This window comes from Candidatus Benthicola sp. (assembly GCF_058719085.1).
In genome coordinates this window covers 1-25057 of record NZ_JBZQEK010000120.1, presented here as the reverse complement: position 1 = coordinate 25057, position 25057 = coordinate 1, and the positions used below count along the sequence as shown (strand labels likewise).

21 protein-coding genes are annotated in these 25057 nt (G+C 68.8%); 8 read left to right on the top strand and 13 right to left on the bottom strand.

The genetic code is table 11. The annotated features are described in order from the left end of the window. Both AC36XV_RS09620 and AC36XV_RS09615 read left to right on the top strand, forming a co-directional pair. The coding region (locus tag AC36XV_RS09620) for a sugar phosphate isomerase/epimerase family protein (protein WP_492203472.1) at positions 1 to 601 on the top strand (601 nt) is incomplete at its 5' end. Positions 602 to 628: 27 nt separating this feature from the next. Continuing rightward, positions 629 to 1945, top strand: a complete 1317-nt coding sequence (locus tag AC36XV_RS09615; protein WP_492203471.1) for a hypothetical protein — start codon at positions 629 to 631, stop codon at positions 1943 to 1945. Between the two features lie 32 nt (positions 1946 to 1977). Here the strand turns inward: AC36XV_RS09615 and AC36XV_RS09610 are convergent, their stop codons facing one another. From AC36XV_RS09610 to AC36XV_RS09575, 8 genes are read right to left on the bottom strand one after another with little or no spacing between them, the layout of a single operon-like run. Further along, positions 1978 to 2751 (bottom strand): 3-keto-disaccharide hydrolase, encoded by a 774-nt coding sequence (locus AC36XV_RS09610; RefSeq protein WP_492203470.1) that lies wholly within the window; start codon positions 2749 to 2751, stop codon positions 1978 to 1980. Beyond that, a complete protein-coding gene (locus AC36XV_RS09605; RefSeq protein ID WP_492203469.1) occupies positions 2748 to 3998 on the bottom strand; it encodes a Gfo/Idh/MocA family protein in 1251 nt (416 codons plus the stop codon). The genes AC36XV_RS09610 and AC36XV_RS09605 overlap by 4 nt, the downstream gene beginning before the upstream one ends. Positions 3999 to 4016: 18 nt before the next feature. After that, a complete protein-coding gene (locus AC36XV_RS09600; RefSeq protein ID WP_492203468.1) occupies positions 4017 to 5285 on the bottom strand; it encodes an MFS transporter in 1269 nt (422 codons plus the stop codon). Positions 5286 to 5292: 7 nt separating this feature from the next. After that, on the bottom strand, positions 5293 to 7086 hold the full coding sequence (locus AC36XV_RS09595; RefSeq protein ID WP_492203467.1) for a Gfo/Idh/MocA family oxidoreductase: 1794 nt from the start codon (positions 7084 to 7086) through the stop codon (positions 5293 to 5295). A 31-nt stretch (positions 7087 to 7117) separates the two neighbouring features. Beyond that, positions 7118 to 7621 (bottom strand): DoxX subfamily, encoded by a 504-nt coding sequence (locus AC36XV_RS09590; RefSeq protein ID WP_492203466.1) that lies wholly within the window; start codon positions 7619 to 7621, stop codon positions 7118 to 7120. After that, a complete protein-coding gene (locus AC36XV_RS09585) occupies positions 7621 to 8685 on the bottom strand; it encodes an FAD:protein FMN transferase (RefSeq protein ID WP_492203465.1) in 1065 nt (354 codons plus the stop codon). The genes AC36XV_RS09590 and AC36XV_RS09585 overlap by 1 nt, the downstream gene beginning before the upstream one ends. Then, positions 8682 to 9170, bottom strand: a complete 489-nt coding sequence (locus AC36XV_RS09580; RefSeq protein ID WP_492203464.1) for a GNAT family N-acetyltransferase — start codon at positions 9168 to 9170, stop codon at positions 8682 to 8684. The genes AC36XV_RS09585 and AC36XV_RS09580 overlap by 4 nt, the downstream gene beginning before the upstream one ends. Next, entirely contained in the window at positions 9167 to 10351 is a 1185-nt protein-coding gene (locus AC36XV_RS09575; RefSeq protein WP_492203463.1) for a hypothetical protein, read from the bottom strand. Before AC36XV_RS09575 ends, AC36XV_RS09580 begins: the two co-directional genes overlap by 4 nt. 470 nt (positions 10352 to 10821) lie before the next feature. Between AC36XV_RS09575 and AC36XV_RS09570 the strand changes: the two genes are divergently transcribed. From AC36XV_RS09570 to AC36XV_RS09560, 3 genes are all read left to right on the top strand, one after another. Continuing rightward, a complete protein-coding gene (locus tag AC36XV_RS09570) occupies positions 10822 to 11808 on the top strand; it encodes a cytochrome-c peroxidase (protein ID WP_492203473.1) in 987 nt (328 codons plus the stop codon). Between the two features lie 97 nt (positions 11809 to 11905). Beyond that, positions 11906 to 12670, top strand: a complete 765-nt coding sequence (locus AC36XV_RS09565) for a helical backbone metal receptor (RefSeq protein ID WP_492203462.1) — start codon at positions 11906 to 11908, stop codon at positions 12668 to 12670. A 292-nt stretch (positions 12671 to 12962) separates the two neighbouring features. Beyond that, the gene (locus AC36XV_RS09560) at positions 12963 to 14312 is read left to right on the top strand and encodes an HNH endonuclease signature motif containing protein (protein WP_492203461.1); all 1350 of its coding nucleotides are present in this window, start codon (positions 12963 to 12965) and stop codon (positions 14310 to 14312) included. A 64-nt stretch (positions 14313 to 14376) separates the two neighbouring features. Here AC36XV_RS09560 and AC36XV_RS09555 read toward each other — a convergent pair whose 3' ends face one another. The 4 genes from AC36XV_RS09555 to pdxH all read right to left on the bottom strand — a co-directional run bounded on the left by AC36XV_RS09555 (position 14377) and on the right by pdxH (position 18210). Further along, the gene (locus AC36XV_RS09555) at positions 14377 to 15642 is read right to left on the bottom strand and encodes a 6-bladed beta-propeller (protein ID WP_492203460.1); all 1266 of its coding nucleotides are present in this window, start codon (positions 15640 to 15642) and stop codon (positions 14377 to 14379) included. 28 nt (positions 15643 to 15670) lie between these two features. Beyond that, entirely contained in the window at positions 15671 to 16933 is a 1263-nt protein-coding gene (locus tag AC36XV_RS09550; protein WP_492203459.1) for a 6-bladed beta-propeller, read from the bottom strand. Positions 16934 to 17103: 170 nt separating this feature from the next. Beyond that, positions 17104 to 17535 (bottom strand): VOC family protein, encoded by a 432-nt coding sequence (locus AC36XV_RS09545; RefSeq protein WP_492203458.1) that lies wholly within the window; start codon positions 17533 to 17535, stop codon positions 17104 to 17106. Positions 17536 to 17556: 21 nt separating this feature from the next. Further along, complete coding sequence (pdxH, locus tag AC36XV_RS09540) at positions 17557 to 18210, bottom strand: pyridoxamine 5'-phosphate oxidase (RefSeq protein ID WP_492203457.1); 654 nt, start codon at positions 18208 to 18210, stop codon at positions 17557 to 17559. A gap of 235 nt (positions 18211 to 18445) precedes the next feature. Between pdxH and AC36XV_RS09535 the strand changes: the two genes are divergently transcribed. From AC36XV_RS09535 to AC36XV_RS09525, 3 genes are read left to right on the top strand one after another with little or no spacing between them, the layout of a single operon-like run. Continuing rightward, positions 18446 to 21247, top strand: coding sequence for a protein kinase domain-containing protein (locus AC36XV_RS09535; RefSeq protein ID WP_492203456.1), 2802 nt, complete (start codon positions 18446 to 18448; stop codon positions 21245 to 21247). Further along, a complete protein-coding gene (locus AC36XV_RS09530; protein WP_492203455.1) occupies positions 21244 to 23052 on the top strand; it encodes an ATP-binding protein in 1809 nt (602 codons plus the stop codon). The genes AC36XV_RS09535 and AC36XV_RS09530 overlap by 4 nt, the downstream gene beginning before the upstream one ends. Before the next feature lie 29 nt (positions 23053 to 23081). After that, the gene (locus AC36XV_RS09525) at positions 23082 to 23957 is read left to right on the top strand and encodes an NmrA family NAD(P)-binding protein (protein ID WP_492203454.1); all 876 of its coding nucleotides are present in this window, start codon (positions 23082 to 23084) and stop codon (positions 23955 to 23957) included. Between the two features lie 7 nt (positions 23958 to 23964). Here the strand turns inward: AC36XV_RS09525 and AC36XV_RS09520 are convergent. Next, positions 23965 to 25057 (bottom strand): NAD(P)/FAD-dependent oxidoreductase (locus tag AC36XV_RS09520; protein WP_492203453.1); only part of this gene is annotated, 1093 nt, incomplete at its 5' end.

Here is a 25057-nt window from a genome sequence, read left to right as displayed (position 1 = left end):
CGACGGGCTGGGGCGTCTCGGCGATCCCGACGAGGGGGCCCGCACCATGGCGGTCGAGAATCACTACCACTGGGTCGAGGCCGCGCGGCTGCTCGGCTGCCACTCGGTCCGCGTGAACGCGGCCAGCGACGGCAGCTGGGAGGAGCAGAGGGCGCTGGCTGCCGATGGCCTGCACCGTCTGGCCCCGTTCGCCGACGGCTACGGGGTCAACGTGATCGTGGAAAATCACGGGGGTCTCTCCAGCAACGGCCGCTGGCTGTCCTCGGTGATCGAAGCGGGAGACCACCCGCGTCTCGGCACCCTTCCGGATTTCGGGAACTTCCGGATCAGCGACAGCGAGCGGTACGACAACTACGTGGGGGTCGAGCAGCTCATGCCCTACGCCCGAGCCGTCTCCGCCAAGACGCATGACTTCGACGCCTCCGGCGAGGAGACGACGCTCGACTACGAGCTGCTGATCCGCATCGTGCTCGACTCTGGGTATCGCGGCTGGGTGGGGATCGAGTACGAGGGGAACCGGCTCGGCGAGCGGGAAGGGGTCCGCCTGACGAAGGCCCTCCTCGAGAGGGTGCGGGACCGGCTGGAGCCCGAGTACGTCTGAGGTGGGCCAACCCGGAGCACGAAACGCATGACCACGCCCGCCCGGCTCTCCCAGGGCCGCATCTTCCGCTTCTGGTCGCCGCTCGCCGCCACGTGGCTGATGATGGCCGCCGAAGGGCCGTTCCTGGCCGCGGTGATCGCGCGGCTTCCCGACCCGAAGTACAACCTGGCGGCACACGGTGTGGCGTTCGCCTTCGCGGTGCTGATCGAGGCCCCGGTGATCATGCTGATGAGCGCCTCGACCGCCCTGGTGGAGGACTCGACCTCTTACCGGAGGCTTCGCAACTTCGCGAACGCGCTCAACGTCGCCTCGACCGCGCTGCTGCTCGCCGTGCTCATCCCGCCGGTCTACGACTTCGTGATGCGTACCCTGATCGGCCTTCCGCCGGAGGTCGCCGACCTGACCTACGGCGCCCTGTGGCTGTTCCTCCCGTGGCCGGCCGCGATCGGGATCCGCCGCTTCGTGCAGGGCGTGCTGATCCGTTCCGGTCGGACGCGTCTCGTGGCGACCGGGACGCTGATCCGGCTGACCGCCATGTCGGCCACGGCGATCCTGGTCTCTATGCTCACGGACGTGCCCGGCGCCTGGGTCGGCGCGGCTTCCCTCTCCGTCGCCGTGGTCACCGAGGCGATCGCCGCCCGCTGGATGGCATCGCGGGCCATACGGGAGCTCCTGGATGGCCCGGAACGGGCGGACCCGTCGGGTGAGACGCTGGGATACCGGAGGATCTCGAGTTTCTACTTCCCGCTTCTCCTGACCTCGATTCTCGGGCTCACGGTGCACCCGATGCTCACCTTCTTCATGGGGCGCTCCGCCTATCCGGTGGAGTCACTGGCCGTCTTTCCGGTCGTCCAGGCCCTCTCCTTCATCTTCCGCGCGCTCGGGCTGAGCTTCCAGGACGCCGCCATCGCCCTGCTCGGGAAGAAGAACGAGCACTTCCCGGAACTGGCCCGCTTCGGGACCGTCCTCGGCGTCGCGGTCACCGTCGGCCTGGCGGCGATCGCCTTCACGCCGCTGGCCGACGTGTGGTTCATCACCATCTCGGGACTGAGCCCGGAGCTCGCGCAGTTCGCCCTCACGCCGACCCGGATCATGGTCGTGCTCCCGGGGCTCTCGGTGCTGCTCTCCTTCCAGCGGGCGATCCTGATGCAGTCACGGGTGACGCAGCCGATCACCGTGGCGACGATGCTGGAAGTGGCCGCGATCGCCGTGCTGTTCGCGTTCGGTGGCTGGTGGATCGGCCTGGTCGGCGTCACGGCCGCCTTCATCTCGTACGTCGGGGGGCGCACGCTGAGCACGACGTACCTGGGCTGGCACGTGCGGCGAGTGCTCTCCGGGCGCTGACCTGAGACGAGGCCGCCAGCCGCGAGAAGAACTCAGTCGAGCTTCTTGATCCGCACGTTCCGGAAGTAGACGCTCGTGTCCCAGTCGTGGTTCTGGAGCCCGATGTAGCCCCGGTCGGCGAAGTCGCGGATCTTGCCGCGCGGCTCCGCGACCCAGTCCACGACCTGCACGCCGTTCAGCGTCACGGTGATCCGCTCGCCGACGAACGAGATCTCCATGTCGTTCCACTCGCCGGCTGGCTTCGCGAGGTCCTCGCTCGGCGGCTCGGCGTCGTAGACGGCGCCGGTCCGGTGGATGGCCTCCTCGGACGTGGCGTGGATCTGGATCTCGAAGCTGTGATAGATGTACTCGTCGCTCGTCACCATCTCCGGCACCCGGAGGAAGATCCCGGAGTTGGCGTTGGGGACCGAGGTGTTGAACTCGAGGCGCAGCACGAAGTCGCCGAACCTCTCCGCCGAGTACCAGAGCAGACCCATGCCGCCGTGCGACGCGAGGATCCCGGTGTCGTGATCGAGCGTGAAGTAGCCGGGTCCGTAGTGGTTCCACCCGTGCTTGTGGAATCCGCCGTCCTCCCACTCCCCGATGAGGGGGACGAATCCATCGGCGAGCTCCTGCTCGGTGATCCGTGCCACCGGTCCTGCGGCCGCGTTCGCCATTCCGTCCTCCGCCACGGTGGACAGCTCCTGCGTCCCGGACGCGGACGACGCCTCCGGCGACTCGCTCGATTCCTCGGCCGACCAGGTGAGGAGGCCGAACACGGCGGCGCCGAGCGCCACCAGAGCGATGAGCATCTTCCGTCCGTTCATGTCTGCCTCCCCGGATTCCACTCGCCGCGCGCCACCGCCGGAACGAACGACTCCAGGTCGGCCGGCGGGAAGGAAATGGTTCGTTCCTGCTCGACGCTCATGTACGCCGTCATCAGCAGCTCGGTCACGGCGACGCCGTCCTCGAAGGTCTCATCCGGCATGCGGCCCTCGCGGAACGCCCGGACCATGTGCCGGTTCTCGCCCACGTAGCCGTACTCCGCCTCCTCGTCGGCCACGATCGGCATCACGCCGGTCTCGGCGTTCTGCTTTTCGACCAGGTCCTCGCCCGTGTCTCCCGTGACCTCGCGGCTCAGGAACACTTTCGGGCCGGCGTCGAGGGAGTTGATCTCGAGCGAGTACTCGGGACCGAGCAGCTCCATGCTGAGACGGAGCCCGGCCCCGACGAAGCACCACGAGGTCGTGACCTCGACGATGCGGCGCCCGCCCCCCCGGTCCCGGTATTCCACCAGGGCGCGGGCGAAGTCCTCGGCCGGTCGGTTGACGTAATCCAGCTTTCCGCCGCTCATCTCGGCCAATCGGGCCGCGTACTTCGGGCGCTGCCACTTCAGGACATCGGCGTGCGCGGTCACCTTGACGGGCGTGAGCTCGTCTCGCGAAGCGCCCGGGGGCGTGAGGAGAAACCGCGCCACCTCGACGGAGTGGCACATCATGTCGTTGAGGACGCCTCCGCCCTGGAGCTCGCCCTCCCAGAACCACGGCATGTGCGGCCCGCTGTGCTCCTCGGCGGAGCGGGCCAGGTAGGGCGGGCCGGTCAGGGCGGCGCCGCGCGACCAGATGATGTCGCGTCCCCGCACCACGGCGGGGGTGAAGAGCTGGTTCTCGAGGTACCCGTGCAGGAGCCCCGCCTGCTCGGCCAGCTCGAGCATCCGCCGGGCCTCCGCGGCGTTCCGGCCGAGCGGCTTCTCGCACGCCACCCCGACGAGCTCCCCCTTCCCGGACTCGATCGCCTCGACGATCTCCTCCATGACGTCGATGCGGGTGAAGTTGGGGGCACAGATCCAGATCGCGTCGATGGCCGGATCGGCCACCATGTCGGTGACGCTGTCGTAGGCCCTCGCCTCCCCGACGCCGAGGTCGCGGGCGATCCCGGCGGCCTCCTCGGCCGTCTCGCGGGTCCGACTCACCACGCCGAGGACGTCGGCATCCCGCACGCCGACGAACGAGCGGATGTGGAAGCGCGCCACGAACCCTCCACCCACGAACCCGATTCCCAGTCTATCGATCATCGTCATGGAGCTCCTTGTTCAGCTGCCCTCGACTTCCACCCGCCCGGATTCCTCCCGGAAGAACAGGAGGAACGCCACGGCGCAGACGATCGTCAGCGCGCAGGGCACCAGGAAGACGTTCGTCCAGTCGGTCCCCGCCTCGGTGGTGAAGAAGTCACGCACGCCTCCGGCGAACAGGCTTCCGAGGAACCGCCCCAGCCCGAGCGCGATGATGGCGATCAGGCTCTGGGCGGAGGCCCGGATGTCCGGAGGCGCGACCTTGTCCACGTAGATGAAGGCGGCCACGAAGAAGAACACGTAGCAGAAGCCGTGCAGGGTGAGCGACGCGATGACCAGCCACGTGGGGCTTCCGATCGCGAAGATCACGTAGCGGATCGGCCAGGCGATCACCCCGATCGCCAGCGTCTTCCGCATTCCGTACCTCTTCAGTGCCCAGGAGAGAAGGAACGCCATCACGAAGATCTCGGCGAACTGGGCGATCGTCATCACGGCGGGGATGTTCCGGCTCGAGATCCCGATGGCCTCGGACTCGAGGAAGGGGGCCGTGAGGATGTAGTAGAACTCGAGCTCCGTGGCCACCACGAAGGTGATGCCGACGAAGACGGCGAAGTCCTTCACCTTCAGCATCTTCATCGATTCGAGGAAGGCCCACGGATTGACCCCCTCCTTCTGCGGCGGCGTGTGGGGGAGGAGGAAGGACTGCAGGCCCATGGCGATGGAGAGGATCCCCGCCAGGAAGAGCATGTCGCCCTGCATGGCCGGCAGGACGTCGCTCTCGCCGAACCAGCGCCAGCCGGTGAGCATCCACCCGGCCGCGATCCAGCCGAGCGTGCCCCACACGCGGATGGCCCCGAACTCTTTCTCGGAGTCCTCCATGTTGGCCATCGCGATGGAGTTCGTGAGGGCCAGGGTGGGAGCGTACAGCAGGCAGTAGACGAGCATGAGCACGAACATCGCGTCGAAGCTCGTGGTCCGCGCCACCACCAGCAGGAGGACGCCGCCGGTGAAGGCGAGAAATCCGATCACCCGCTCGGTGGAGAAGTACCGGTCGGCCACCTGGCCGCCGACGATGGGGGCGATGATGGTGGCCAGCGGGAGCAGGGCGTAGATCCAGCCGACCTGCCCCCCGCTGAACCCGAGGTCGCCGAGGAGGTGCGAGGAGAGGACCGGCGCCCACGCGCCCCAGATGGCGTACTGCAGGAACATCATGGCGCCGAGCTGGATCTTCCGGCCCCGGGCCCCGCCGCCGGCCGTCGTGACCGGCGGGACGTTCGATGCCTGGCTCATGCGCGCCTCAGATGATCAAGCGCTGGATCGGATCCCAGTACACCCGCCGGCCCTCGAGATACGATTTCGTGGCCATGTGGCAGGTGATCGCCTCCTCGACTCCACGGTCGATGTTGCAGCTGGTCTCGCCGCCGTACCGGATGGCGTTGAGCCACTCGCGCAGGTGCAGGTAGTAGGTGCTGACGCGGCGGCCGCCCCGGTAGGTGAACAGGAGCCCGCGGCTGGCGAAGTACTCCTGCGTGGGCGTGGTCACGGCGTCGACGCCCCGGAACCCGCTCTGGTAGGTCAACATGGGCCGGTCGGTCTTCACCATCCCTTCCTCCAGCATCTCCTGGTAGCGGGTGCTGGATCCGTCGGCGGTGACCTTGAGCCGCTCACCCACCTCCATGGTGGCGTCGTGTCCCATCATCACCGTTCCGCGGTTGTCTCCGTTCGCCAGCGTCGCGCTGTACAGCAGCGTGAGATCGCGGTCCGGGTATTCGAAGGTGGCCTGCCAGACGTCGGGGACGTCCCGGCCGTCCTTGAAGAAGTAGATCCCGCCGGAAGCCACCGCCGAGTGCGGGATTCCGAGATCGAGGATCTGGTTGATCGCGTCGTACTCGTGCGACAGGAGGTCGCCCGAAAGGCCGGTGCCGTAGTCGTACCAGCACCGCCAGCGGAAGAAGCGCTCGAGGTTGAACGGCACCTTGTTGGGGGCCGCCTCCTGGAACAGCTCCCAGTCGATGTTCCGCGGGCTCGCGTCCTCGGGAATGTCCCACACCCACGCGCCCCACGGGGTATTCCGGTTCGTGGTCGTCTCGACCAGGGTGATGGGTCCGAGGATGCCCTTCTCCACCACCTGCCGCGCCTTTCCGTGGCTCTCCATCTGCCGGTTCTGGTGACCGAGCTGAAACACGATGCCGGAGCCTCGCACCGCATCCGCCATCGGCCAGACTTCTTCCGGCGCGCGGGTCATGCACTTCTCGCAGTACACGTGCTTGCCGGCGTTCGCGGCCGCGACCGTGATGCGGGAGTGCCAGTGGTCCGGCGTGGCGATGACCACCGCATCCACGTCCGGGGCGTTCACCAGCTCTTCGAAGTGGCGGTACCGCTTCGCCGGCTTCAGCTGCCGGGTGTCACCGCCGGGGCGCAGAGGCTGAGTGGAGGCGGCGATCGCCCGCTCCGCCCGCGCATCGTACAGATCGCACACGGCGGTGAGCTCGAGGTTCAGGTTCTCCTGCTCGAGCCACTCGTCCAACCACGTGTCGCGAGGGTTCTCGATCTTGGCCTCGCGGCGGGCCTGTATCCAGTCCGGATGGGCGAAGCCGAGGCTGCGGATCAGCGACTCCCCCTCGCCCCCGTATCCGACGATCCCGATTCGGAGCGTCTCGGGGTGCGTCATCGTCTCGAGCTCCGAGAACACCGCCGCGCCCTCGTCCTCGATGCCGAGCTCCTCGAGCAGGCGCTCCCGCTCGTGCTTCGCGAGACCGCGGCGTCGCAGCGCCGCGTAGCCGAGCGCCCCGACCACCGGAACGGTGGCCAGCGCCTTCACCAGGTCGCGTCGGCCGATCCCCCCGGACGAGCCTTCCCTCGAATCCGCGAGATCGTCGTCTTCGGGCGGCTCGCCGCCGCCGGCCGCCTCGGTCACCGGCTCCCCGGATTCGGCCGCCGCGGAGTCTCCCGCTGCCGCCCCGGCCGCCTCTTCGTCGGAGAGGCCGGCCTCGGGAGCGTCCTGTTCCTCGAATCCGTCTTCGTCCTGGGCGTCACCGGGCACGTCGTTCTCGCGCCTCTCGTCGTCGCCGGGTCGAATCTCATCAGTCATCGGTCGTCCTCCGTGCGGTTCCGAGTGGGCTTCAGGCGTAGGATTCCTGGGCCGAGCCGCGTGCTCGCGCGAGCCGCAGCAGCCGGTCCACTCCGACGATGTGCCCCGTCGGGAAGAACAGCGTCACGAGCAGGGCGAACAGCTCGATCAGCGTCTTGTTGATGATCAGGTACGATCCCTCGGCCGGAATGGTGTACACGAGACCGGGCCACGGGGGCGTGGCCAGGTAGTAAAGCGCCAGCATCACGATTCCGAAGAAGGTGGCCGTGCGCGTCAAACCTCCGAGCATGAGGCCGAGGCCGATGAGGATCAGCCCCCACACGTTCAGGAAGTCGACCAGGGCGAGGGTGGACGGGTTCGAGGCCAGGTCCACGAACCAGCCGGACAGGAAGCCCTGCGACTGGTCGAGGAACCCGGCCGCCGTCCAGTAGGCGTTGGCCGCCTTGGCGACTCCCTCGTAGAAGAAATGCCACCCGATGGCGAACCTGAGGGCCACCAGGGCGGTGAGCTGGGCGCCCGAGTAATCCGATCGCATCACACACCATCCTCTTCGGTGAGGGGTTCGGTGGAGGTCATCCGGGTCCATCCGGCCGAGTGGGTCCGGCGCCCACCGGCGTCGATCACCATGCATTCGAAGCCGGGCAGGGAGTCGATGAAGCGGACGCCATCGCCCGGGAGCATGAGCAGTGCAGCCGTGGCCAGGGCGTCGGCCGCGTATACGTTGGGTCCGGTCACCGTGACGCTGAGGGCCTGGTCCGGCGATCGACCGGTCCGGGGACTCACGATGTGGTGCCACGAGCCCTCGGGATCGTACCGGGCCTCGTAGCCCCCCGAGGTGGCCACGGCGCCCGAAGACAGGCTGAGCGTGCCGGGAAGGACGCCGCCGTGTCTCGGGTCGCGGATGGCGATCCGCCACGCCCTCCGGTCCTCGCGTTCACCGGAGGCGCGAATGTCGCCGCCGGCGTCGATCAGGTAACGGCCGATTCCGTGGGCCTCGAGCACGGACGCCATCGCGTCGACGATGAAACCCTTCGCAATTCCGTCCAGGGTGACACCCATGCCATCCCGCTCGAGCCGGACGTCCCGTCCCTCCACCCGAACGTCGGACGCCCCGGTGCGCTCGAGCGCCTCGCGCCAGGCGACCGGGTCCACGGGGTCTCCGCCGGCCACGGACTCCGATCGCTTCAGGAGATCCACGAGGGGCTGAACCGTGACGTCGAACGCGCCCCCGCTCGCATCGTGGACCGCCGCCGACCGATCGAGCAGGGCGGTCAGCTCCGGCGGAGCCCCGGAGAGGCGCCCCTCGGCGTTCAGCACGCCCACGGCGGAGGCGGAGTCGAACCGGTTCAGCAAGCCGATGAGGCGGTCCATCTCGGCCAGGGCGCGCTCGGCGGCGTCCTCGAGCAGGTGGCGCGACGGGTGGATGGCGGCGATCGAGACGCGGGTGCTCATCGCCCGCTCGTCCAGGACCAGCTTGTGGTCGCCGGACGGAAGCACCGTGTCCTCGAGATGCTGGGGGGCCGGACGGGCGGGCTCGAAGCCCAGCTCGATCAGTGCGGCCGTGGTCCCGGTTTCGCGTTCCCCGTGCGCTTGATTCACAGGCTCAGCGAGTACCACCGGTTGCAGCCAAAATGGCCGGTGTCGCCCATGGGTGCCTCCAGGGGGAGGAAGCCGAATCGGCGGTAAAGGTCTCGTGCCTTCTCCATTTGCGCCAGTGTTTCGAGGTAGCACTTCCGGTAGCCGAGGTCGCGTGCCGCCTCCAGACACGCCTCCAGCAGCTTCCGCCCCAGTCCGAGGCCGCGGGCGGAGGGAAGCAGGTACATCTTCCTCAACTCGCACACGCCGGGGTCGGCGCCGGCCAGGGGACCGATGCCGCCTCCGCCCACGATCTCGCCGTCGACCTCGGCGATGTAGTAGGCCGCGCCGGGGCCCGCGTACGCGCCGGACATGGCCGACAGCTCCGGATCCCGGTCGGTGAACCCCTCGCCCGTGGCACCGAGCTCCTCGAGCACCGCCCGGATCACGCCCTCGATCGTCGGGTCGTCCTCGGGACGGATGGGACGGATGATGGCGGTTTCGCTCACGAGGAGTCCCCTCCGCGATCGGGTTCCTCTTCCGAGTCTCCCGGTGCGGACCGAGACTCTCCCGGGGCCGACACGCCGGCGCCGGCGGGGACCACGATCTTCGGTTTCCCGGACTCGCTCTCCCGCTCGGCGGCGAGGAACTCGTCCACCTCGGTCGGCACGAGCAGGCTGTCCGCGATTCCGGCAATTTCCTCCGCGTTGCGCCACGCCTCCTCGAGCGTTGCCAGCTCGCCCTCCATGGCGCGCCGCTCGGCTTCCTCGTGTGTGGCCATCTCGATCGCCAGCCGGATGTCCTTGGGAAGCTTGGCGAGGGACCCCGCCGTGGCCTTCGCGAGCTTCTTCGGATTGTCCCCGGCCTTCTCGCGGCGCAGCCGCTCCGACTCGAGAACGGCCTGATCGAGGAACGACTCCGGGTCTCCGACGGTCTCGATCCTCCGGACCGCGTCCGCCACCGTCTTCTTCGAGCCACCGGCGCGGTTCGCGCGGGCCATCAGCTTACCGGCCACCTCCATCGCCTCATCGTCGGAGTAGACCAGCGTCTCACCATCGCCGCTCGAGAATCCGCTGCTCCAGCCCCGCGCGTACTTCACGTGCAGTTCCCAGCTGCCCTCGCCGGTCGGCAGGAAGCGGGACTTCTCCAGATGCTTCAGCTGAACCTTGATCTTCTCGTCGCTGTCGGGGTGGCGCATCCGCACGGCGACGCGCTCGTTCATCACCCCGCGGACGAGGTTCGAGAGCCCCCAGTAGCTTCCGCCGATGGACACGCCCGCGACTGCGCCGCCGACCACCACGAGCCCGATCGCCCCGACGCCCGCCGTCGTGTACAGGATCGAGCGCTTCCGCCTCCGACCGAACTGGTCGCCGTATCGCCAGGCCGCGAACTCGCCACGCATCGGTCGTCCGAGGCGGACGAGCTCGAGGCCCTCCGGGAGCTTCGCCATACCGATGTTGTCCGTGGAGACGCGGAGACGGGTGTCGCGGAAGAGGCGCTCGCACTCCTCGATCACCTCCCAGCGGATCTCGAGGGGAGAGAGGTTCCACCGCTCGCACTTCCGACAGATCACCCACAGACGTCCCTTGGACGCGTCGAAGGAGATGCGGCGGCCGATCGGGAAGATCTCGATCACCTCGTTGGTGCCGAGGGATTGATTGCAGAAGATGCACGTCGAGTACATGAGCATTTTACGGACCTCGTCTCGAGGATTCGCGCTTCATCCTCAAATACACGCTCGTACTCCGTGGTCTTCGGTCGCGGACGGGACGATCTGGCGCCAATCTGACGAATCGGCCCGCCAGGCAACTCGATGCACCTGCACGGGGCATGAGTACGACCGTCCTCATGCCCCGCAATTCCCTCCCTCCTAAAGTGTTGCTGGAACATGCGGGGCGCGAGTCCGCAGCGTGGATTCTGGCACGAATGGTGTAGCGGTTGGGAGATCGGCGAACCTGACGGACACTCGGAAGGAACAGGGAGATCATGGTGAACGTGCGATATCTGGCCGGCCTTTCCGCCCTGGCGCTCGTCTGGGCGTGCTCGCCGGCCGACCAGGCCGGCTCGGACGCTGCGGCCGAGGCCGGTGAGGCAGGACCGGTGGCGGATCAGCAGTCGGCGGATGAGGCGGCGACTGGAGCCGCGGCGGCGACCCCTCTCATGGAGCGCGCTCGGGTCCTCTTCGAAGTCGTACCGGAAGAGCCGCCCGATCTGGAGGACAATCCGATCACCCCGGCGAAGGTCGAGCTCGGCAGGAAGCTCTACTTCGACCCGCGGCTGTCGGAGAGCTGGCTGATCAGCTGCAACACGTGCCACAACCTCGGACTCGGTGGCGTGGACCTCATGGAGACCTCGATCGGCCACGGCTGGCAGGCCGGCCCTCGGAACGCTCCCACCGTGCTCAACTCGGTCTACAACCTCGCCCAGTTCTGGGACGGGCGTGCGGCGAGCCTGATGGAGCAGGCCCAGGGCCCGGTGCAGGCGGCCGTCGAGATGAACAGCACCCCCGCCAGGACGGTCGAGACGCTGCGTTCGATCCCGGACTACGTGTGGCTGTTCGGCGAGGCCTTCGAGGACGACCCGGACCCGGTCACGTTCGAGAACATGGCCCGGGCGATCGAGGCGTTCGAGGCCACGCTCGTCACGCCGAACGCCCCGTTCGACCAGTACCTCGAGGGGTCGGCGGACGCGCTCGGAGAGGAGGCGGAGCGAGGACTCGGCCTGTTCATGGACGTGGGGTGCACGGCCTGTCACGGCGGGATCCTGCTCGGCGGCTCGAGCTATCAACGCTTCGGGGCGGTGCGGAATCCAGGCGCGGAGCTCCTGCCAGCGGAAGACCGCGGTCGCTTCAACGTCACCGGGAACCCGAACGACGAGTTCGCCTTCAAGGTCCCGGTGCTCCGAAACGTGGAGCTCACGGCTCCCTACTTCCACACGGGCAAGGTATGGGAGCTCGAGGAGGCCGTCGCGGTGATGGGCGCCGCGCAGCTCGGCCGCGACTTCACACCGGACGCGATCTCTGCGATCACGGCGTTCCTGGTCTCCCTGACGGGCGACCAGCCCGAAGTCGAGTACCCGGTCCTTCCCGTACACACGGCCGAGACGCCCCAACCGGATCCGTGGGCGGGCCTCGGCGGCGATCACTGAGGCGAATGCGCGCGTAGCCCGGGGCCGCTGAACAGCCTCGCGGGCCGGCGTTCGCGGGAATGCTGGCCCGCCTGGCATCCGACGGGTAGGGTAGGGCATGCGCATCGTGTCCCTGTGTCCCAGCCTCACCGAGCTCGTGTTCGACCTCGGCCTCGGCGATTCGCTCGTGGGCGTCACGAAGTTCTGCGTGCACCCGGCCGACGGGGTTCGCGACATCGAGAAGGTCGGCGGTACGAAGACGCCGAAGGTGCCGCGCATCGTTGAGCTCGCCCCCGACCTCGTGCTCCTGAACCAGGAAGAGAACCGACTCGAAGACGCCGAAGCGCTCGAGGCTGCGGGTATCCCCTGTCACACCAGCTTTCCGAAGACGGCGATCGACACGGCGGAGATGGTGCGCTCGATCGGTGACGCGGTGGAGCGTCCGGAGGAAGCGGAGCGCATCGCGCGGTCGATCGAGGAGGCCGCCCGGCGCGCCCGTGGCGCAGCGGCCGAGGTTGGATCGCCGGTACGGTACGCCTACCTGATCTGGCGCGAGCCGCTGATGACGGTGAGCGACGACACGTTCGTGGCCGATCTGCTCGGACTGGCCGGCGGGCGGAACGTGTTCGGCGATCGACCGAAGCGTTACCCGGTGGTGGAGGCCGAAGAGCTGGCCGCAGCCGCTCCGCGGGCCGTCTTCCTCTCGACGGAGCCGTTCCCGTTCCAGCCGAAGCACGTCGACGAGATCGCCCGGGCCTCGGGTCTCGCCCCCGAGATCTTCCACATCGTGGACGGAGAGATGTTGAGCTGGCACGGCTCGCGCACGCCGGCCGGGATCGACTATGCGGTCGAGGTGATCGGCGCGGCGCGGGGAGAGGACTGACGGCGGCGCAGGCTGATTCCTCGGCCTGTTGAGGGCGGGTGCTGGGCTGATCCCTCGGCGCGTTGATGGTGGGTGCTCGATCCCAACGCCGCGTGTGGATAACCCGTGCGTCTGCTCTTCCCTCTTCGTTGATAGCGGTCCGCGCACTCTGCCTGTTTCGTGGATAGCGGTCCGCGCGCTCCCCCGTGTTTCGTGGATTTTGGTCCGTGCGCTCCCCCGTGCGTTGAGAATGGGTCCGTGCACTCCCCCTTTTCGTTGATGGCCGGTTGAGGTTTTCGGTTATTGTTCGGTCATGAGCGACCGACCGACGACGGACCTGGAGACGCTGGAGACGCTGGAAGAAGAGATCGCGGTGCTGGCGGCGCACCTGCACGCCGGGGAGCACCGCCTGCTCGAGCTGGTGGGGGAGTTCGACCGACGGAAAGGGTGGGAGCTGGGCGGCCACCGGAGCTGCGCCCACTGGCTGGCCTTCCGCACCGGTCTCGACCTCGGAGCGTGCCGGGAGCGGGTGCGTGCGGCGCGCGCCCTCTCGGATCTCCCCCGAACGAGCGCGGCCATGAGCCAGGGCGAGCTCAGCTTCTCGCAGGTGCGGGCGCTGACGCGTGTGGCGACGCCGGAGAACGAGTCGGACCTGCTGGATCTGGCGCGTGGAGCGACGGCGGCGGAGCTGGAGCGCATGGTGCGGGCGTGGAAGCTGGGGAGCCGCGAGAAGGAGATCGACCGGGAGCGGGAGCGGCACGAGGGGAGGCGCCTGTCGGTGTTTCCCGACCTGGACGGCCTGTACGCGGTCCAGGGCCGGCTCACTCCGGAGCAGGGAGCGCTGCTGATGCGCGCGGTGGAGGCGGCCTCGGACGCGCTGTACCGGAGGCGAGGCGTTTCCGCGGAAACGCCGGCCGGGGGATCGCCGGACTCGGCGGAAGAGTCGGCGCGGCGGCGTGCGGATGCGCTGGCGCTGGTGGCCGAGCGGGCGCTGGCGGCCGGGTTCACGGAGGGACCGCTCAGCGGAACGAGGGCGGAGCGCTACCAGGTGGTGCTGCACGTGGACGCGGAGACGCTGCGGGAAGAGGGCAGTGGACTCGGGCGCTCGGCGCTGGAGGACGGGACGCGCGTTTCCGCGGAAACGTCGAGGCGGCTGTCGTGCGACGGGTCGGTGGCCGAGGTGAGGCACGGCAAAGACGGATCTCTGCTCGACGTGGGTCGGAAGCGGCGCACGGTGCCGCCGGCGCTGAGGCGGGCGCTGGAGGCGAGGGACCGGGGGTGCCGGTTTCCGGGCTGCGGGCTGAGGTTCACGGACGCGCACCACGTGCGGCACTGGGCCGACGGAGGGGAGACGAAGCTCGGGAACCTGGTGCTCCTGTGCTCGCGGCATCACCGGCTGCTGCACGAGGAGGGGTGGAGCGTCGAGTGGTGGGGCCGGGACGCAGAGGGCCGGCACCCGGCGTTCACCGACCCGAGGGGACAGGTGCACCTCGGCACGCGGCCGAACCCGCCCCGGCTCGAGGCGGACCCGGTCGCGACCCTGGTGGAGAGAAACGAGCGGCGCGGCGTCAGACCCGGCTTCTACACCGCCGGCGCACGCTGGAAACGGCCGCGCGACATCCCCGACGACGTCTGGCTCCGAGCCCGCGAGGCCGTCGGGTAGCTGACGCTGACCTCAAACGGGGAGCCAGTCAGGCCGCCGACCCGGCAGGCTCCTCCGCGTGACCTCAGCCGGTCGGCCGGACCAGCTGGTAGACCCTCACGTACTGAACTTCGAGATCGTCGCGCCACACCCCGTACATGCGATCGCCCTTGAGCGAGAACGGGGTGAAGCGGTCGGGTATGCGGACCATTCCGACCAGGCGTCCCTCCGCGTCGAACACGTCCCACTCGTCGGTGACACCGGGGTCGAGCATCGGGTTCCAGTTCTCCTGCTCCTCGGCCGTCATCTCGCTCGGCACGCCGGCGCGCTGGATCCAGAGCTCGTTCTCCGGACCGCTCCGCATCTGCGTGAAGGCAGGGAAATGGTCCTCGAAGGTGACGTTCTGCATGATCTGATCGACGAACTGGGGCGGCACGCCCTGCTGGTCGAAGACCTTGCCGAGCATCTCCTCGATGATCTCGATGTCCTCCTCGCTGACGGCCTTCCGCTCGATCGGTACCGCGATGACCCGGTGGAGCGTGCCCTCGAGATCGTACACGCTGATCCGGTAGACGTCGCTCATCGCGAAGGCCAGCGAGCCGTCGTTCAGCAGCGTCCACGCGGGTTCGGGCACGAAGAAGTGGAACTCGGGCAGTCCGCTCGAGAACGAGAAGGTCTCTCCGCGGGGCGGCGTGAGGAGGGTGTCCGTGATCGCTCCATCGTACGCCTGTCGAGCGATCAGGTCCTTGTCTTCCTGCACTTCCTGGTTCGGGAGATTGAGCGCTCGACGCTGGGCCACCAGGGCACCCTGGTCCGACATCTCCCAGCGCATCGGGATCCCCTCCTCCATGCGGATCGGGAAGCTCATCGGCTCGGAGTCATCGAGGAAGTAGACGTTGACTCGCTGGTTCCCCGCGTCGGGCACGAGCACGGTATCGCCGCGGCCCACCATGAGGAGGGCCGCCTGGGGACCGAGCTCACCGGGCCCGGAGCCGGGCTGGCCGATGGTGCGCTCGAAGGTTCCCTCGGGCGAGAACACCTTGACGTGTCCGGCCTGCTGGTCGAGCACGAGGATCCGGCCATCCGAGGTCACGTCCAGGCCCGCGATCTGGCCGAACTGGTAGTTCGGATCGCCCGCCGCCTCGCCGAAGGTGAGGACCTCCTCGAAGGTCCAGACCTCCCCGGCCTGCATCGGCTGGAGCGTGTTCCGCACGACCTCGACCCCTGCGCTGTCCTCGACCGTGCCCGCCCAGTCGCCGCCCCCGTCGGCGGTGCCGCCGCAGGCCGCGAGGAGCAACAGGAGGCCCGCGGAAGCGCCCGGAAGAAGACCGGCTATCCTCGACTGTGTCATGTCTGCCGCCCTGGGTTGAGTGTTCGGGTCACGCGGTCGTCTCGCCAAAACCGAGGATCCTCATGACCCGCACGTACTGTACGTCGAACTCGTCCCTCCAGATACCGTAGATCAGGTCGTCCTTGAAAGTGACCGGCTGGAACCGGTGTGGCATCTCGATCGAGCCCAGGTACCGGCCCTCCGAATCGAAGATGTCCCACTCGCGCGCGCCCAGGTCGAGCTGCGGGTTCCAGGTCTCCTGCTCCTCCGCGGTGAGTTGGGTGGGCTGTTGTACCCGCTGTACCCAGAGGCTCCCGTCCGGTCCCGGCAACATCTGGAGGAAGGCCGGGAAGTTGTCGGCGAGATTGAAGGTGGAGAGGATGATCTCCATCTGCTGCGGAGGGATGCCCTGTTCGGATAACAGACGTTCGAGCGTCTCGAAGAAGAGGTCCTTGTCTGCCTGCGTGACGGCCTGCCGCTCGAGGGGAAGCGAGATCACCTTGGTCAGGTCGCCGGCGGCGTCGAACACGCTGATCCGGAACACGTCGTTGACCGCGAAGGCGATCGCATCGTCCCCGACCACCGACCACACGGGCTCCGGCGAGAAGATCATGCGCTTCGGCTGGCCTTCGTCGGTGAAGGTCAGGGTCTCACCACGCCTCGGCGTCATGAGCGTGTCCACGATCGCGCCGGTGTAGTCCGCCCGCACAATGAGGTCCAGCGTGTCGCGCTGCTGGGTGTTCGGCAGGTTCAGCGACCGGAGCTGATACACAAGGTCCCTGTCTCCCATCATGTCCCACCGGGCCGGGATGCCGCGCTCGAAGCTCATGCGGAAGCTGGCGGGATCCGAGCCATCCGCGTTCATGACGTTCACTCGCTGGTTGCCCAGGTCCGGAACGATCAGGGTGTCTCCTCGACCCACGAGCACGGGACCGACTCCGCCACCGAACTCGCCCGGGCCCGAGCCCGGCTGCCCGATCGTCATTTCGTATACGCCGTCGGGCGAGAACACCTTCAGGTGCTGCGCCTGCTGGTCCACGATGTAGATCCGGCCGTCGCCGGCCACCGCGACGCCGCCCGCGGGAATGTTGCCGAACTGGTAGTCCGGGTCGCCCGCGGCCTCGCCGATCGTCATCACGTCCTCGAGGGTCCACGCATCGCCTTCGCTCCACAGCGGGGTGAGCGTGTTCTTGACGAGCTGCACGCCGGCGCTGTCCTCCACCGTCCCGGCCCAGTCGGCGGCTCCCCCGGCCTCTCCACCGCACGCCGCGGCGAACACGAGCACCGGGATGAACCAGAGTTTGCTTCGCATGCCGATATCCTCCCCGGGAGCTCCCTTCCGACGGGGGAAGCTCCAGCTCTATGTGTGAAGGGCAGCCGGCGGCTGTCCTCGAGGGGTCCGTCACTCGATCCGTCCGTCGTGCAGTTCGGCAGACAGGCCGGAAGTCCGATCTGTCGGGCGCCCGCACCCCGAACTACACGCTATCCTTCCGATTCATCGGACTCACCCGCCTCCGGAGGTTCGCCGAACTCCGCGAACACCACGTGCGTGCCGCAGGGGGTGCGGACGCCGACTTCCCGGGCCCCGTAGAACGTGGTGCGTTCCGGAAACGTCTGTTCCGCGCCCTGCGCCTCCGCCGAGGCCAGCCGTCGCTTCAAGTCGTCGAGGTCCGCCACCTCTATGAACAGGCCGAGCCCGTCCCGCGTGTACTCGAGATCGGCCAGCGTCGGCATGTCGGCTGCCACGCTGGCGCGGCTCTGGTACATGATCTCGACTCCGCCCCGAGCCATGGCCGCGAAGCCGATCCGGTCGCCCTCGGGCACCTCGATCGTCTTCTCGAACCCGAGCGCTTCCCAGAAGCCGAGGCAGGGCTCCACTTCCTCCACCAGCAATACGGGCGTCAGCTTCTTCACGGTTTCTCGCTCCTCGGGGGCTCAGGGATACAGTCGATCGATCGTCCACCCTCCGTCCGACCGGGTGTATCGCAGCCGGTCGTGCAGCCGGTTCGCCCGGCCCTGCCAGAACTCGATCACCTCGGGGTCGACCCGGTACCCGCCCCAGAACTCGGGGAGCGGTACTTCTCCGCCCGCGAAGCGCTCCTGAACCTCCCGGAAGCGCCGCTCCAGCTCCTCCCGGCTCTGGAGCACCGAGCTCTGGTCCGAGGCCCAGGCCCCGATGCGGCTGCCGCGTGGACGGGAGTCGAAATAGGCACGGGACTCCTCCGTGGAGGTCTTCTCCACCCGGCCGTTGATCCGGACCTGACGGTGCAGGACCGGCCAGTGCACCGTGAGGGCGGCGTGCGGGTTCTCGGCGATCTCGGCGCCCTTACGGCTCTCGTAGTTGGTGTAGAAGACGAAGCCGCGCTCGTCGAACGACTTGAGCAGCACCTGGCGCGCCGAAGGCCTCCCGTCCGCCGAGGCCGTGGCGAGCGCCATCGATTCGGGGAGATAGATGCCCGCGTCGTGCGCTTCGTCGAACCACCGGCCGAACAGGGCCATCGGGTCGTCTCCCGCCTCCTCGACGGTCAAACCCTGCACGAGGGCCCTGCCACCGGTGAGCAGCGACTTGAGCAGGCTTCGAATGGTCATCGGCGGGGCTCTCTCGACGTGGATCCACGGAATCCGGTCAGCGTGCGTCGGGTTGCGAGAAACTACACGACCTTCCGGGTTTTCGCGACGCGAGATCGAAGGGGGTTCACGTCGTTGCTCGATAAGGGTTTGAGAGTGCGGTCGCGGTTGCCACCCCGTATCGGTGGACCTAATCTTCTGCGGTTCAGGAGGCACCGGCCTGGCCCCGGCCGACCACCCCCCCCGGGAGCCGTGCATGTCAGCCTTGCTCGCTCGAGTGCGCGATGCGCTGTCGCCCCGCTACGAAGTCGAGGGCGAGGTGGCATCGGGAGGTATGGCCACCGTATTCCGGGCCCGGGACACGGTGCTTCACCGAAGCGTGGCCGTGAAGGTCCTCCGCCCCGAGATGGCCACCGCTACCGGTGAGGGGCGCTTCCTCCGCGAGGCGCGGACCCTGGCCTCGATCTCCCACCCCAACGTCGTCGCCATACACGACGTGGATCAACGGGACGGTCTCTCGTTCTACGTGATGGACCTGATCGAGGGGGAGACGCTCCGGGAGCGCTTCGAGTCCGGGCCGCTGGAGAAGGCCGAGGCTCAACAGCTCGGCCGCGAGCTGCTCGGGGCCCTGGCCCGCCTTCACGGCTCGGGCATCGTTCATCGCGATGTGAAGCCGTCGAACGTCTTTCTCGTCGATGGGCGGGCCTTGCTGGCCGACTTCGGGATCGTGCAGCTGGAGGACTCGGGCGACGAGACGCTCACGGCGGAAGGACACGGTCCCGGGACGCCCGCGTACATGTCGCCCGAGCAGGCGCGCGGAGAGCCGGTATCGGCCCGCTCGGACCTCTATTCGGCCGGGATGGTCCTGTACGAGGCGCTGACCGGGAAGAGGTGGCCGACCGGACAGGCGCCGGAGGCCGGTGACTGGGGCGCGATCCCGGCGGCGGCGAGGCCGGCGCTGCGGAGGGCCCTCGCGATCGATCCGGATCACCGGTGGAAGGACGCGGAAGCGTTCCGGAACGCGCTCAGGGTGCGAGGGCCCGCCCTGCGGATTCCACGCAAGGCCGCGCTGATCGCCGTGATCGGTCTGGTCGCCGCTGTGGGGTGGGCACTGTCGCGATCCGGTCCGCCGGGCTCCTCACAGGCCGCCGCCTTGAGCGACCTGGCCGTGTTCCCCTGCGCCACGTCGCGTCCCGCCGATGAACCACTCGGCGAGGAGCTGGGCTTGCAGATCGATCTCAATCTGGAGGACGTCGTTCCCGACTTCTACACCGCGAGCCAGCGCGTGGCGTGGACTCTGTACGACCAGAGGGACGGTGAGCTCGACCCATCGGACTGGAGCACGGTCCTCGGGGCCTCGCATGCGCTTCGCTGCGACGCAGGTCTCCGGGGAGACACGCTTCAGGTGAATTACCGGTTGCTCAATGCGGACGGAAACGTGGTGGACACCCGGGCGATGAGCTTCTCGGAGGGCTCCACCGACGAGCTTCTTCGGAAGGCAGCGGCCGACGTATCCATGGCGATCCTGGAGGTCCTGGCTCCGGAGGTTACCCTCACGGCCTCGGAGGTGGAACGCTTCTACGGGCACCCGAGCGAGGCCACCCGGCCGTTTATCAGCGGTGAGTTCGCGTTGAGACGGGGCGCCTGGAGCACGGCGGAGCGCCATTACCGGCAGGCGCTCGATCAGGACTCCACCCTGACGCTGGCCCGGTGGCGACTGGCCGAGGTCCACCGCTGGCAGGCGGACCGCCCCATCGGCGAGGACCTGAACGTCATCCGGGCGATGGACCTGTCGACCCTGAGCCCGCTCGACTCTCTGCTCCTCGAGGCGGGATCGAAGCCGCACGGCCGAGACCAGCTCGCTGCGTACGAGGCCATTCTCCGGCTGCCTCCGTACAGCCGGAATCCCTATGCCACGCTGCTGTATGCCGATGAGCTGTACCACAGGGGGCCCCTGTGGGGGGTGGCCATCGACAGCGCGATCGCCCTGTTTGGCCGCGCGGTGGAGCTGGATCCGTCGCTGGTTCCGGCGGTGGAGCACCTCACCCAGGCCCTGATTCGAACCGGCCGGCGCGAGGAAGCGTACGCCATGCTGGAGCGCCTCGGTCGAATCCACGCGGGACCGGACGAAGCCGACGTCTACTACCCGGAGGTCTGGGGGCAGGGGTTCTTCGAGAAGTTCGATCCGGAGCAGGCGGTCGAGGGCAGGAACCGGCTGGCCCAGGGGCCGCTCCCCCTGTTCGCCATGTTCGCCCGCTTCGTCCGCTACATCGACGCTCCAGCTGCCCAGGCCGAGTACGGTGCGCTCCTCGCGGAGGCCGCCGGCCGCCAGGGCGACGCACGTTACGCGGCGCAGGGCTTCGTGGACCGCGGTCTGGGCCTGATCGGACAGGGAGATCCGGCGACGATCCGCGAGGGTATCGCCGCCTTCGATTCGGCGGCCGGGCGGTACGAGACGCCCCGCACGCTCACGCAGGCCGCCGAGTGGGGCGTGATCCCGTATGCTCTCGGCGTCCGTGGTTTCGGCGCCGTGCCCGCCGCGGCGGATGAGGCCTTCTTCGAGGCGCAGTGGGCCGACCCGGGAGCCGACGCATGTCTGAGGATCCGGGCAGCGCTGGCCCTGGTGCTCCTCGCCGACCAACGGGGCGACGAGCCGGGCAAGATCGCGTGGGCGGCGAGGCTCGATTCGATGGCGGCGGACGGCGAATCGGGAGCCGACAGACCCTCCCGCCTCGCCGCGGCGCTCGTCGCGGCTTCGCGGAGTGCCTGGAGAGAAGCGCTGGATACTACGGCAGCGGACGTGGCCTACGACTCGGTCGGACTCGCCGAACGTCCGTTTCTCCGGTCGGCGCTCCACCTGAAGCGGGGCGAATGGTACCGGGAGATCGGGATGGCGGACAGCGCCATCGCCTCGTGGATCTGGTACCAGAACACGGATCTCGAGGGAGAGGCGGGCGTGGGGCCGGAGCTCGTCCAGGCCGGTGAGGTGGATGGGGCGCTCGGTCCACATGCCGAGGCGCTGATCGCGGAGCTGAGGGGGGAGGTGGAGGAGCCATGATTCGACCGGTTCGCCTTCGCACGCTGGGGGCGCTCGAAGTCACCGTGGACGACGCGGAGGCGCCCCGCGAGCTCCGCTGGCGGAAGAACCTGGCGCTGCTCCTCTACCTGGCGCTGTCCCCGGACGGGCGCCGGTCGCGCGAGCACCTCGTGGGGATGTTCTGGGGAGACAAGCCGGACGCCTCGGCCCGGCACTCCCTGAACGAGGCGCTTCGGGTGCTCCGGAAAGCGGTGGGCGAAGAGCGGCTGACGTCGGTCGGAGACCAGGTGGCGCTCGACCCGGACGCGGTCGAGCTGGACGTGCAGGCGATGGACGCGCTACTCGATTCGGGCTCGGCCGACGAAGCGATCGGGCTGATGAGCGGTCCGTTCGCCGAGGGATTCGCCGTTCCGGACAGCTCCGCCTTCGAGGACTGGCTGTCGGCGGAGCGTGTGCGGTGGCGGGACCGGATGGTCGAGGGGCTGAAGGATCACGCGACGCGCCTGCTGAATTCGGGAGACGCTCTGGGGGCGCAGGAGGCCGCAGCGCGTGCCGTGGCGCTGGATCCCTTCTCGGACTCGGCCGTGCGGATTCTCATGCGAGCCGCAGCGGTGCGGGGCGAGCGGGCGTACGCACTGGCCCAGTACGAAGCGTACGCCGAACGGCTCGAGCAGGAGCTCGGGATCGAGCCCGATCCGGAGACGGAGGCGTTCGCGGGGCGGGTACGAAACGAGCGGGAGTGGAGCCTGCCGGGAACGCCGGCGGATCCCGAGCGCTGGGCGCGGCGCCTGCCCCTGGTGGGTCGCGAGAAGGAGCTCCGGATGGTCCTCGAGGCGTTCTCGGAGGGACTGCGCCGGCATTCACCCACCCTGGTCCTCGTGCAGGGCGACTCGGGAGCCGGGAAGACGCGCCTCGGCGAGGAAGTGGCCGCGAGGCTGAGGCTCGAGGGCGCGGCCGTGCATCACGTCCGGTGCGTGCCGCGGGATCGAGAGGTGTCGTGGAGCGCTCTCGCCGGCCTGTGTGGAAACGACCGTGAGCCGGATCGGGGAGCCGAGACGGAGCTGACGGAGCTCGTCCGCCGCGAGAGCGGGGACGGACGCGTCCTGCTGTGGATCGACGGAGCCGAGGTGATCGATTCGGAGTCGGCGAAGTCCCTGCCGGCCCTGATGCGCGACGTCGCGGGGCTTCCATGCGGGCTGCTGGTCACGGGCGCCGCGCATCCGCCGCGCGAAGAGCTCGACGATCTGCGGGCTCGGGCCGGGCACGACTTCCCGGGCGCCGCTCTCACCCTCGGACCGCTCGATCGGGAGGCGCTCGGAGCGCTCTCGAGGGCCGTCGTTCCGGATCTCGACCGGGAGGCCATCGGTCGGCTCGCTCGACGCATCGAAGCCGATTCGGCGGGCGTCCCCCTCCTCGCGGTGGAGCTGCTGACCGCCGTGGCTCTCGGCCTCGAGCTCGACGAAGTGGGCGGCGCATGGCCGCAGCCGTTTCAGACGATGGAGCAGTCCTACCCCGGCGACCTGCCGGACTCGATCGTCGCCGCGATTCGCATCGGCTTCCGACGCCTCGGCCGGAACGCGCAGACGGTGCTGGCGGCCGCCTCGGTGCTCGAGCCGGGAGCCGGTCCGGAGCTTCTGTCCCGGGCCACGGGAATCGAGGGCGACGAGCTGGTCGATGCTCTGGATGAGCTGGAATGGAACCGCTGGCTCGTCGCCGATCGACGCGGGTACGAGTTCGTTGCCCGGATCGTGCGGGAGGTCGTCGCGCGCGATATGCTCACCGCAGGCCAGCGTCGGCGCGTCCTGGAGTCGGCGGGGCGGCCCTAGACAGACGTTTCAAAGAGAGGAAGATCGAGATGTTCGCCATCGTCGGAGCGACCGGAAACACGGGTCACGTGGTCGCGGAGCACCTGCTTGGCGCGGGACTCCCCGTGCGTGTGATCGGCCGGAGCGAGGAGAAGCTGAGCCCGTTCGTCGAACGGGGGGCCGAGGCCGCCGTCGGCGATGTGGCGGACGAGGAGTTCGTGGCCCGGGCCTTCGACGGAGCGGGTGGGGTGTACAGTCTCATTCCACCGCTGTACCACGTCGACCTGCGAGAGTGGCAGCGGAAGGCCGGCCGTTCGATCGCGGCGGGGATCCGGACCGCGGGTGTGCCCTACGTGGTCAACCTGTCCAGCGTCGGGGCCCAGCACCGCGAGGGCACGGGGCCGATCGCCGGCCTGCGCGAGCAGGAGGACCGGCTGAACGAGCTGTCCGAGACCAACGTCCTCCACCTGCGTCCCGGCTGGTTCATGGAGAACCTTTACATGATGATGGAGGGCGTGAGGACGATGGGCGCCCTCGCCATGCCGGTCCCCGGCGACGTACCGATCCCGATGATCGCGACCCGGGACATCGGCGCCGAGGCGGCCCGACGTCTGGCCGCCCTCGATTTCGACGGGCACCACACGCAGGAGCTGCTCGGTCCCCGCGAGTACACGCTACAGGAAGTCGCCTCGATTCTCGGGAAGGCGATCGGTCAGCCGGACCTCCCCTTCATGGTGGCCCCCGAGGAGGCGACGCAATCCGCCCTCGAGGCGATGGGTCTGCACCCCGCGACGGTAGCTACGATGATGGAGATGTATCGAGGCTTCGGAGCGGGAAAGGTCGCGGCGCAGGAGCCGCGAACCGACAAGAACACCACGCCGACCACGCTGGAAGAGTTCGTGGAGGGGATGGTCGCGACGGCCTGACCGGGGGCTATCGACCTCCAGAGAAGCGGTCCGCTCGAAAGGCGCCCACCGGGAGGTCCGCCCGACCTTCGAGCACGAGGTCGGCGATCAGGCTGCCGGTCATCGGTCCCAGCGTGAGGCCGAGCATGGCGTGACCCGTGGCCACGTACGCACCCATGATTCCCGGCACCTCACCGATCACGGGGAGGCCGTCGGGGGTGCACGGTCTCAGGCCACACCACTCGGATACCGGATCCGACAGCTTCCCCGCCGTGAAGTAGCGTCGGGCCGCCTCGTCGAGCTGACGCAGGCGATCGGGCCGGATCTCGTGGTTCCGACCCGAGAACTCGAGCGTGCCCGCGAACCGTATCCGGTCGTCCATCGGCGAGCAGAACACGGCCCGCTCGCCGAGGAGACAGGGCATCGACAGGGAAGGCGTGTCCGGGTCCGCCTGCGGCCGGTCCGCGTGATATCCCTTGGCGGGTTGAACGGGCAGCGGACAGCCGAGTGAGGCCATGAGCCCGGGGCTGTACGCTCCGGTGGCGAGCACCAGGGCGTCCGCTTCGATCCGTTCGCCGGCCGCGGTCCGTACCGCGACCACCCGACCGCCCTCCGTGAGGATCTCGCGCACCTCGTGATGAGGCCGCACGTCGGCGCCGTGAGCCGCCGCCCGCGCCGCGACCTCGAGCACGAAGCGGTAGGGCTCCACCACGATGCCCTCGTCGTGGAACCACCCCCCCCGCACCCCGGCGGCGAGGAGTGGCTCGCGCTCCCGGAGCGCCTCGCCGTCGAGGTACTGCGGCGCGAAGCCATGCCGCTCGACCACGTCGGCTTCCTGCCGGCCGGCGCTCAGGCCGGACTCGGTGTCGAACACTTCCAGATAGCCGGACTTCCGGTAGCCGCATTCCAGCCCCTCTTCTTCCACCAGCTCGTCGAACCGGTCTCCCGTGCGGAGGCCGAGAGGAGCGAGGGCGGACATCGCGTGCTCGACGTGCTCTTCCGTGCAGAAGCTGCGGAACGCCCACAGCCAGCCCACGAGGTCGGGCGCCCAGCGAGGCTTGATGTAGAGAGGGCTGAGCGGGTCTCCCATCGAGCGAAGGGCCTGCCGAACCCGTCCCGGG

What these genes read in the sequence shown, in the direction of transcription:
- AC36XV_RS09555 (WP_492203460.1), bottom strand. Translation starts at nt 15,642, where the DNA reads ATGACACAGTCGAGGATAGCCGGTCTTCTTCCGGGCGCTTCCGCGGGC.
- AC36XV_RS09525 (WP_492203454.1), top strand. Translation starts at nt 23,082, where the DNA reads ATGTTCGCCATCGTCGGAGCGACCGGAAACACGGGTCACGTGGTCGCG.
- AC36XV_RS09595 (WP_492203467.1), bottom strand. Translation starts at nt 7,086, where the DNA reads ATGACTGATGAGATTCGACCCGGCGACGACGAGAGGCGCGAGAACGAC.
- AC36XV_RS09565 (WP_492203462.1), top strand. Translation starts at nt 11,906, where the DNA reads ATGCGCATCGTGTCCCTGTGTCCCAGCCTCACCGAGCTCGTGTTCGAC.
- AC36XV_RS09605 (WP_492203469.1), bottom strand. Translation starts at nt 3,998, where the DNA reads ATGATCGATAGACTGGGAATCGGGTTCGTGGGTGGAGGGTTCGTGGCG.
- AC36XV_RS09575 (WP_492203463.1), bottom strand. Translation starts at nt 10,351, where the DNA reads ATGCTCATGTACTCGACGTGCATCTTCTGCAATCAATCCCTCGGCACC.
- AC36XV_RS09560 (WP_492203461.1), top strand. Translation starts at nt 12,963, where the DNA reads ATGAGCGACCGACCGACGACGGACCTGGAGACGCTGGAGACGCTGGAA.
- AC36XV_RS09570 (WP_492203473.1), top strand. Translation starts at nt 10,822, where the DNA reads ATGGAGCGCGCTCGGGTCCTCTTCGAAGTCGTACCGGAAGAGCCGCCC.
- AC36XV_RS09590 (WP_492203466.1), bottom strand. Translation starts at nt 7,621, where the DNA reads ATGCGATCGGATTACTCGGGCGCCCAGCTCACCGCCCTGGTGGCCCTC.
- AC36XV_RS09550 (WP_492203459.1), bottom strand. Translation starts at nt 16,933, where the DNA reads ATGCGAAGCAAACTCTGGTTCATCCCGGTGCTCGTGTTCGCCGCGGCG.
- AC36XV_RS09600 (WP_492203468.1), bottom strand. Translation starts at nt 5,285, where the DNA reads ATGAGCCAGGCATCGAACGTCCCGCCGGTCACGACGGCCGGCGGCGGG.
- pdxH (WP_492203457.1), bottom strand. Translation starts at nt 18,210, where the DNA reads ATGACCATTCGAAGCCTGCTCAAGTCGCTGCTCACCGGTGGCAGGGCC.
- AC36XV_RS09535 (WP_492203456.1), top strand. Translation starts at nt 18,446, where the DNA reads ATGTCAGCCTTGCTCGCTCGAGTGCGCGATGCGCTGTCGCCCCGCTAC.
- AC36XV_RS09530 (WP_492203455.1), top strand. Translation starts at nt 21,244, where the DNA reads ATGATTCGACCGGTTCGCCTTCGCACGCTGGGGGCGCTCGAAGTCACC.
- AC36XV_RS09615 (WP_492203471.1), top strand. Translation starts at nt 629, where the DNA reads ATGACCACGCCCGCCCGGCTCTCCCAGGGCCGCATCTTCCGCTTCTGG.
- AC36XV_RS09610 (WP_492203470.1), bottom strand. Translation starts at nt 2,751, where the DNA reads ATGAACGGACGGAAGATGCTCATCGCTCTGGTGGCGCTCGGCGCCGCC.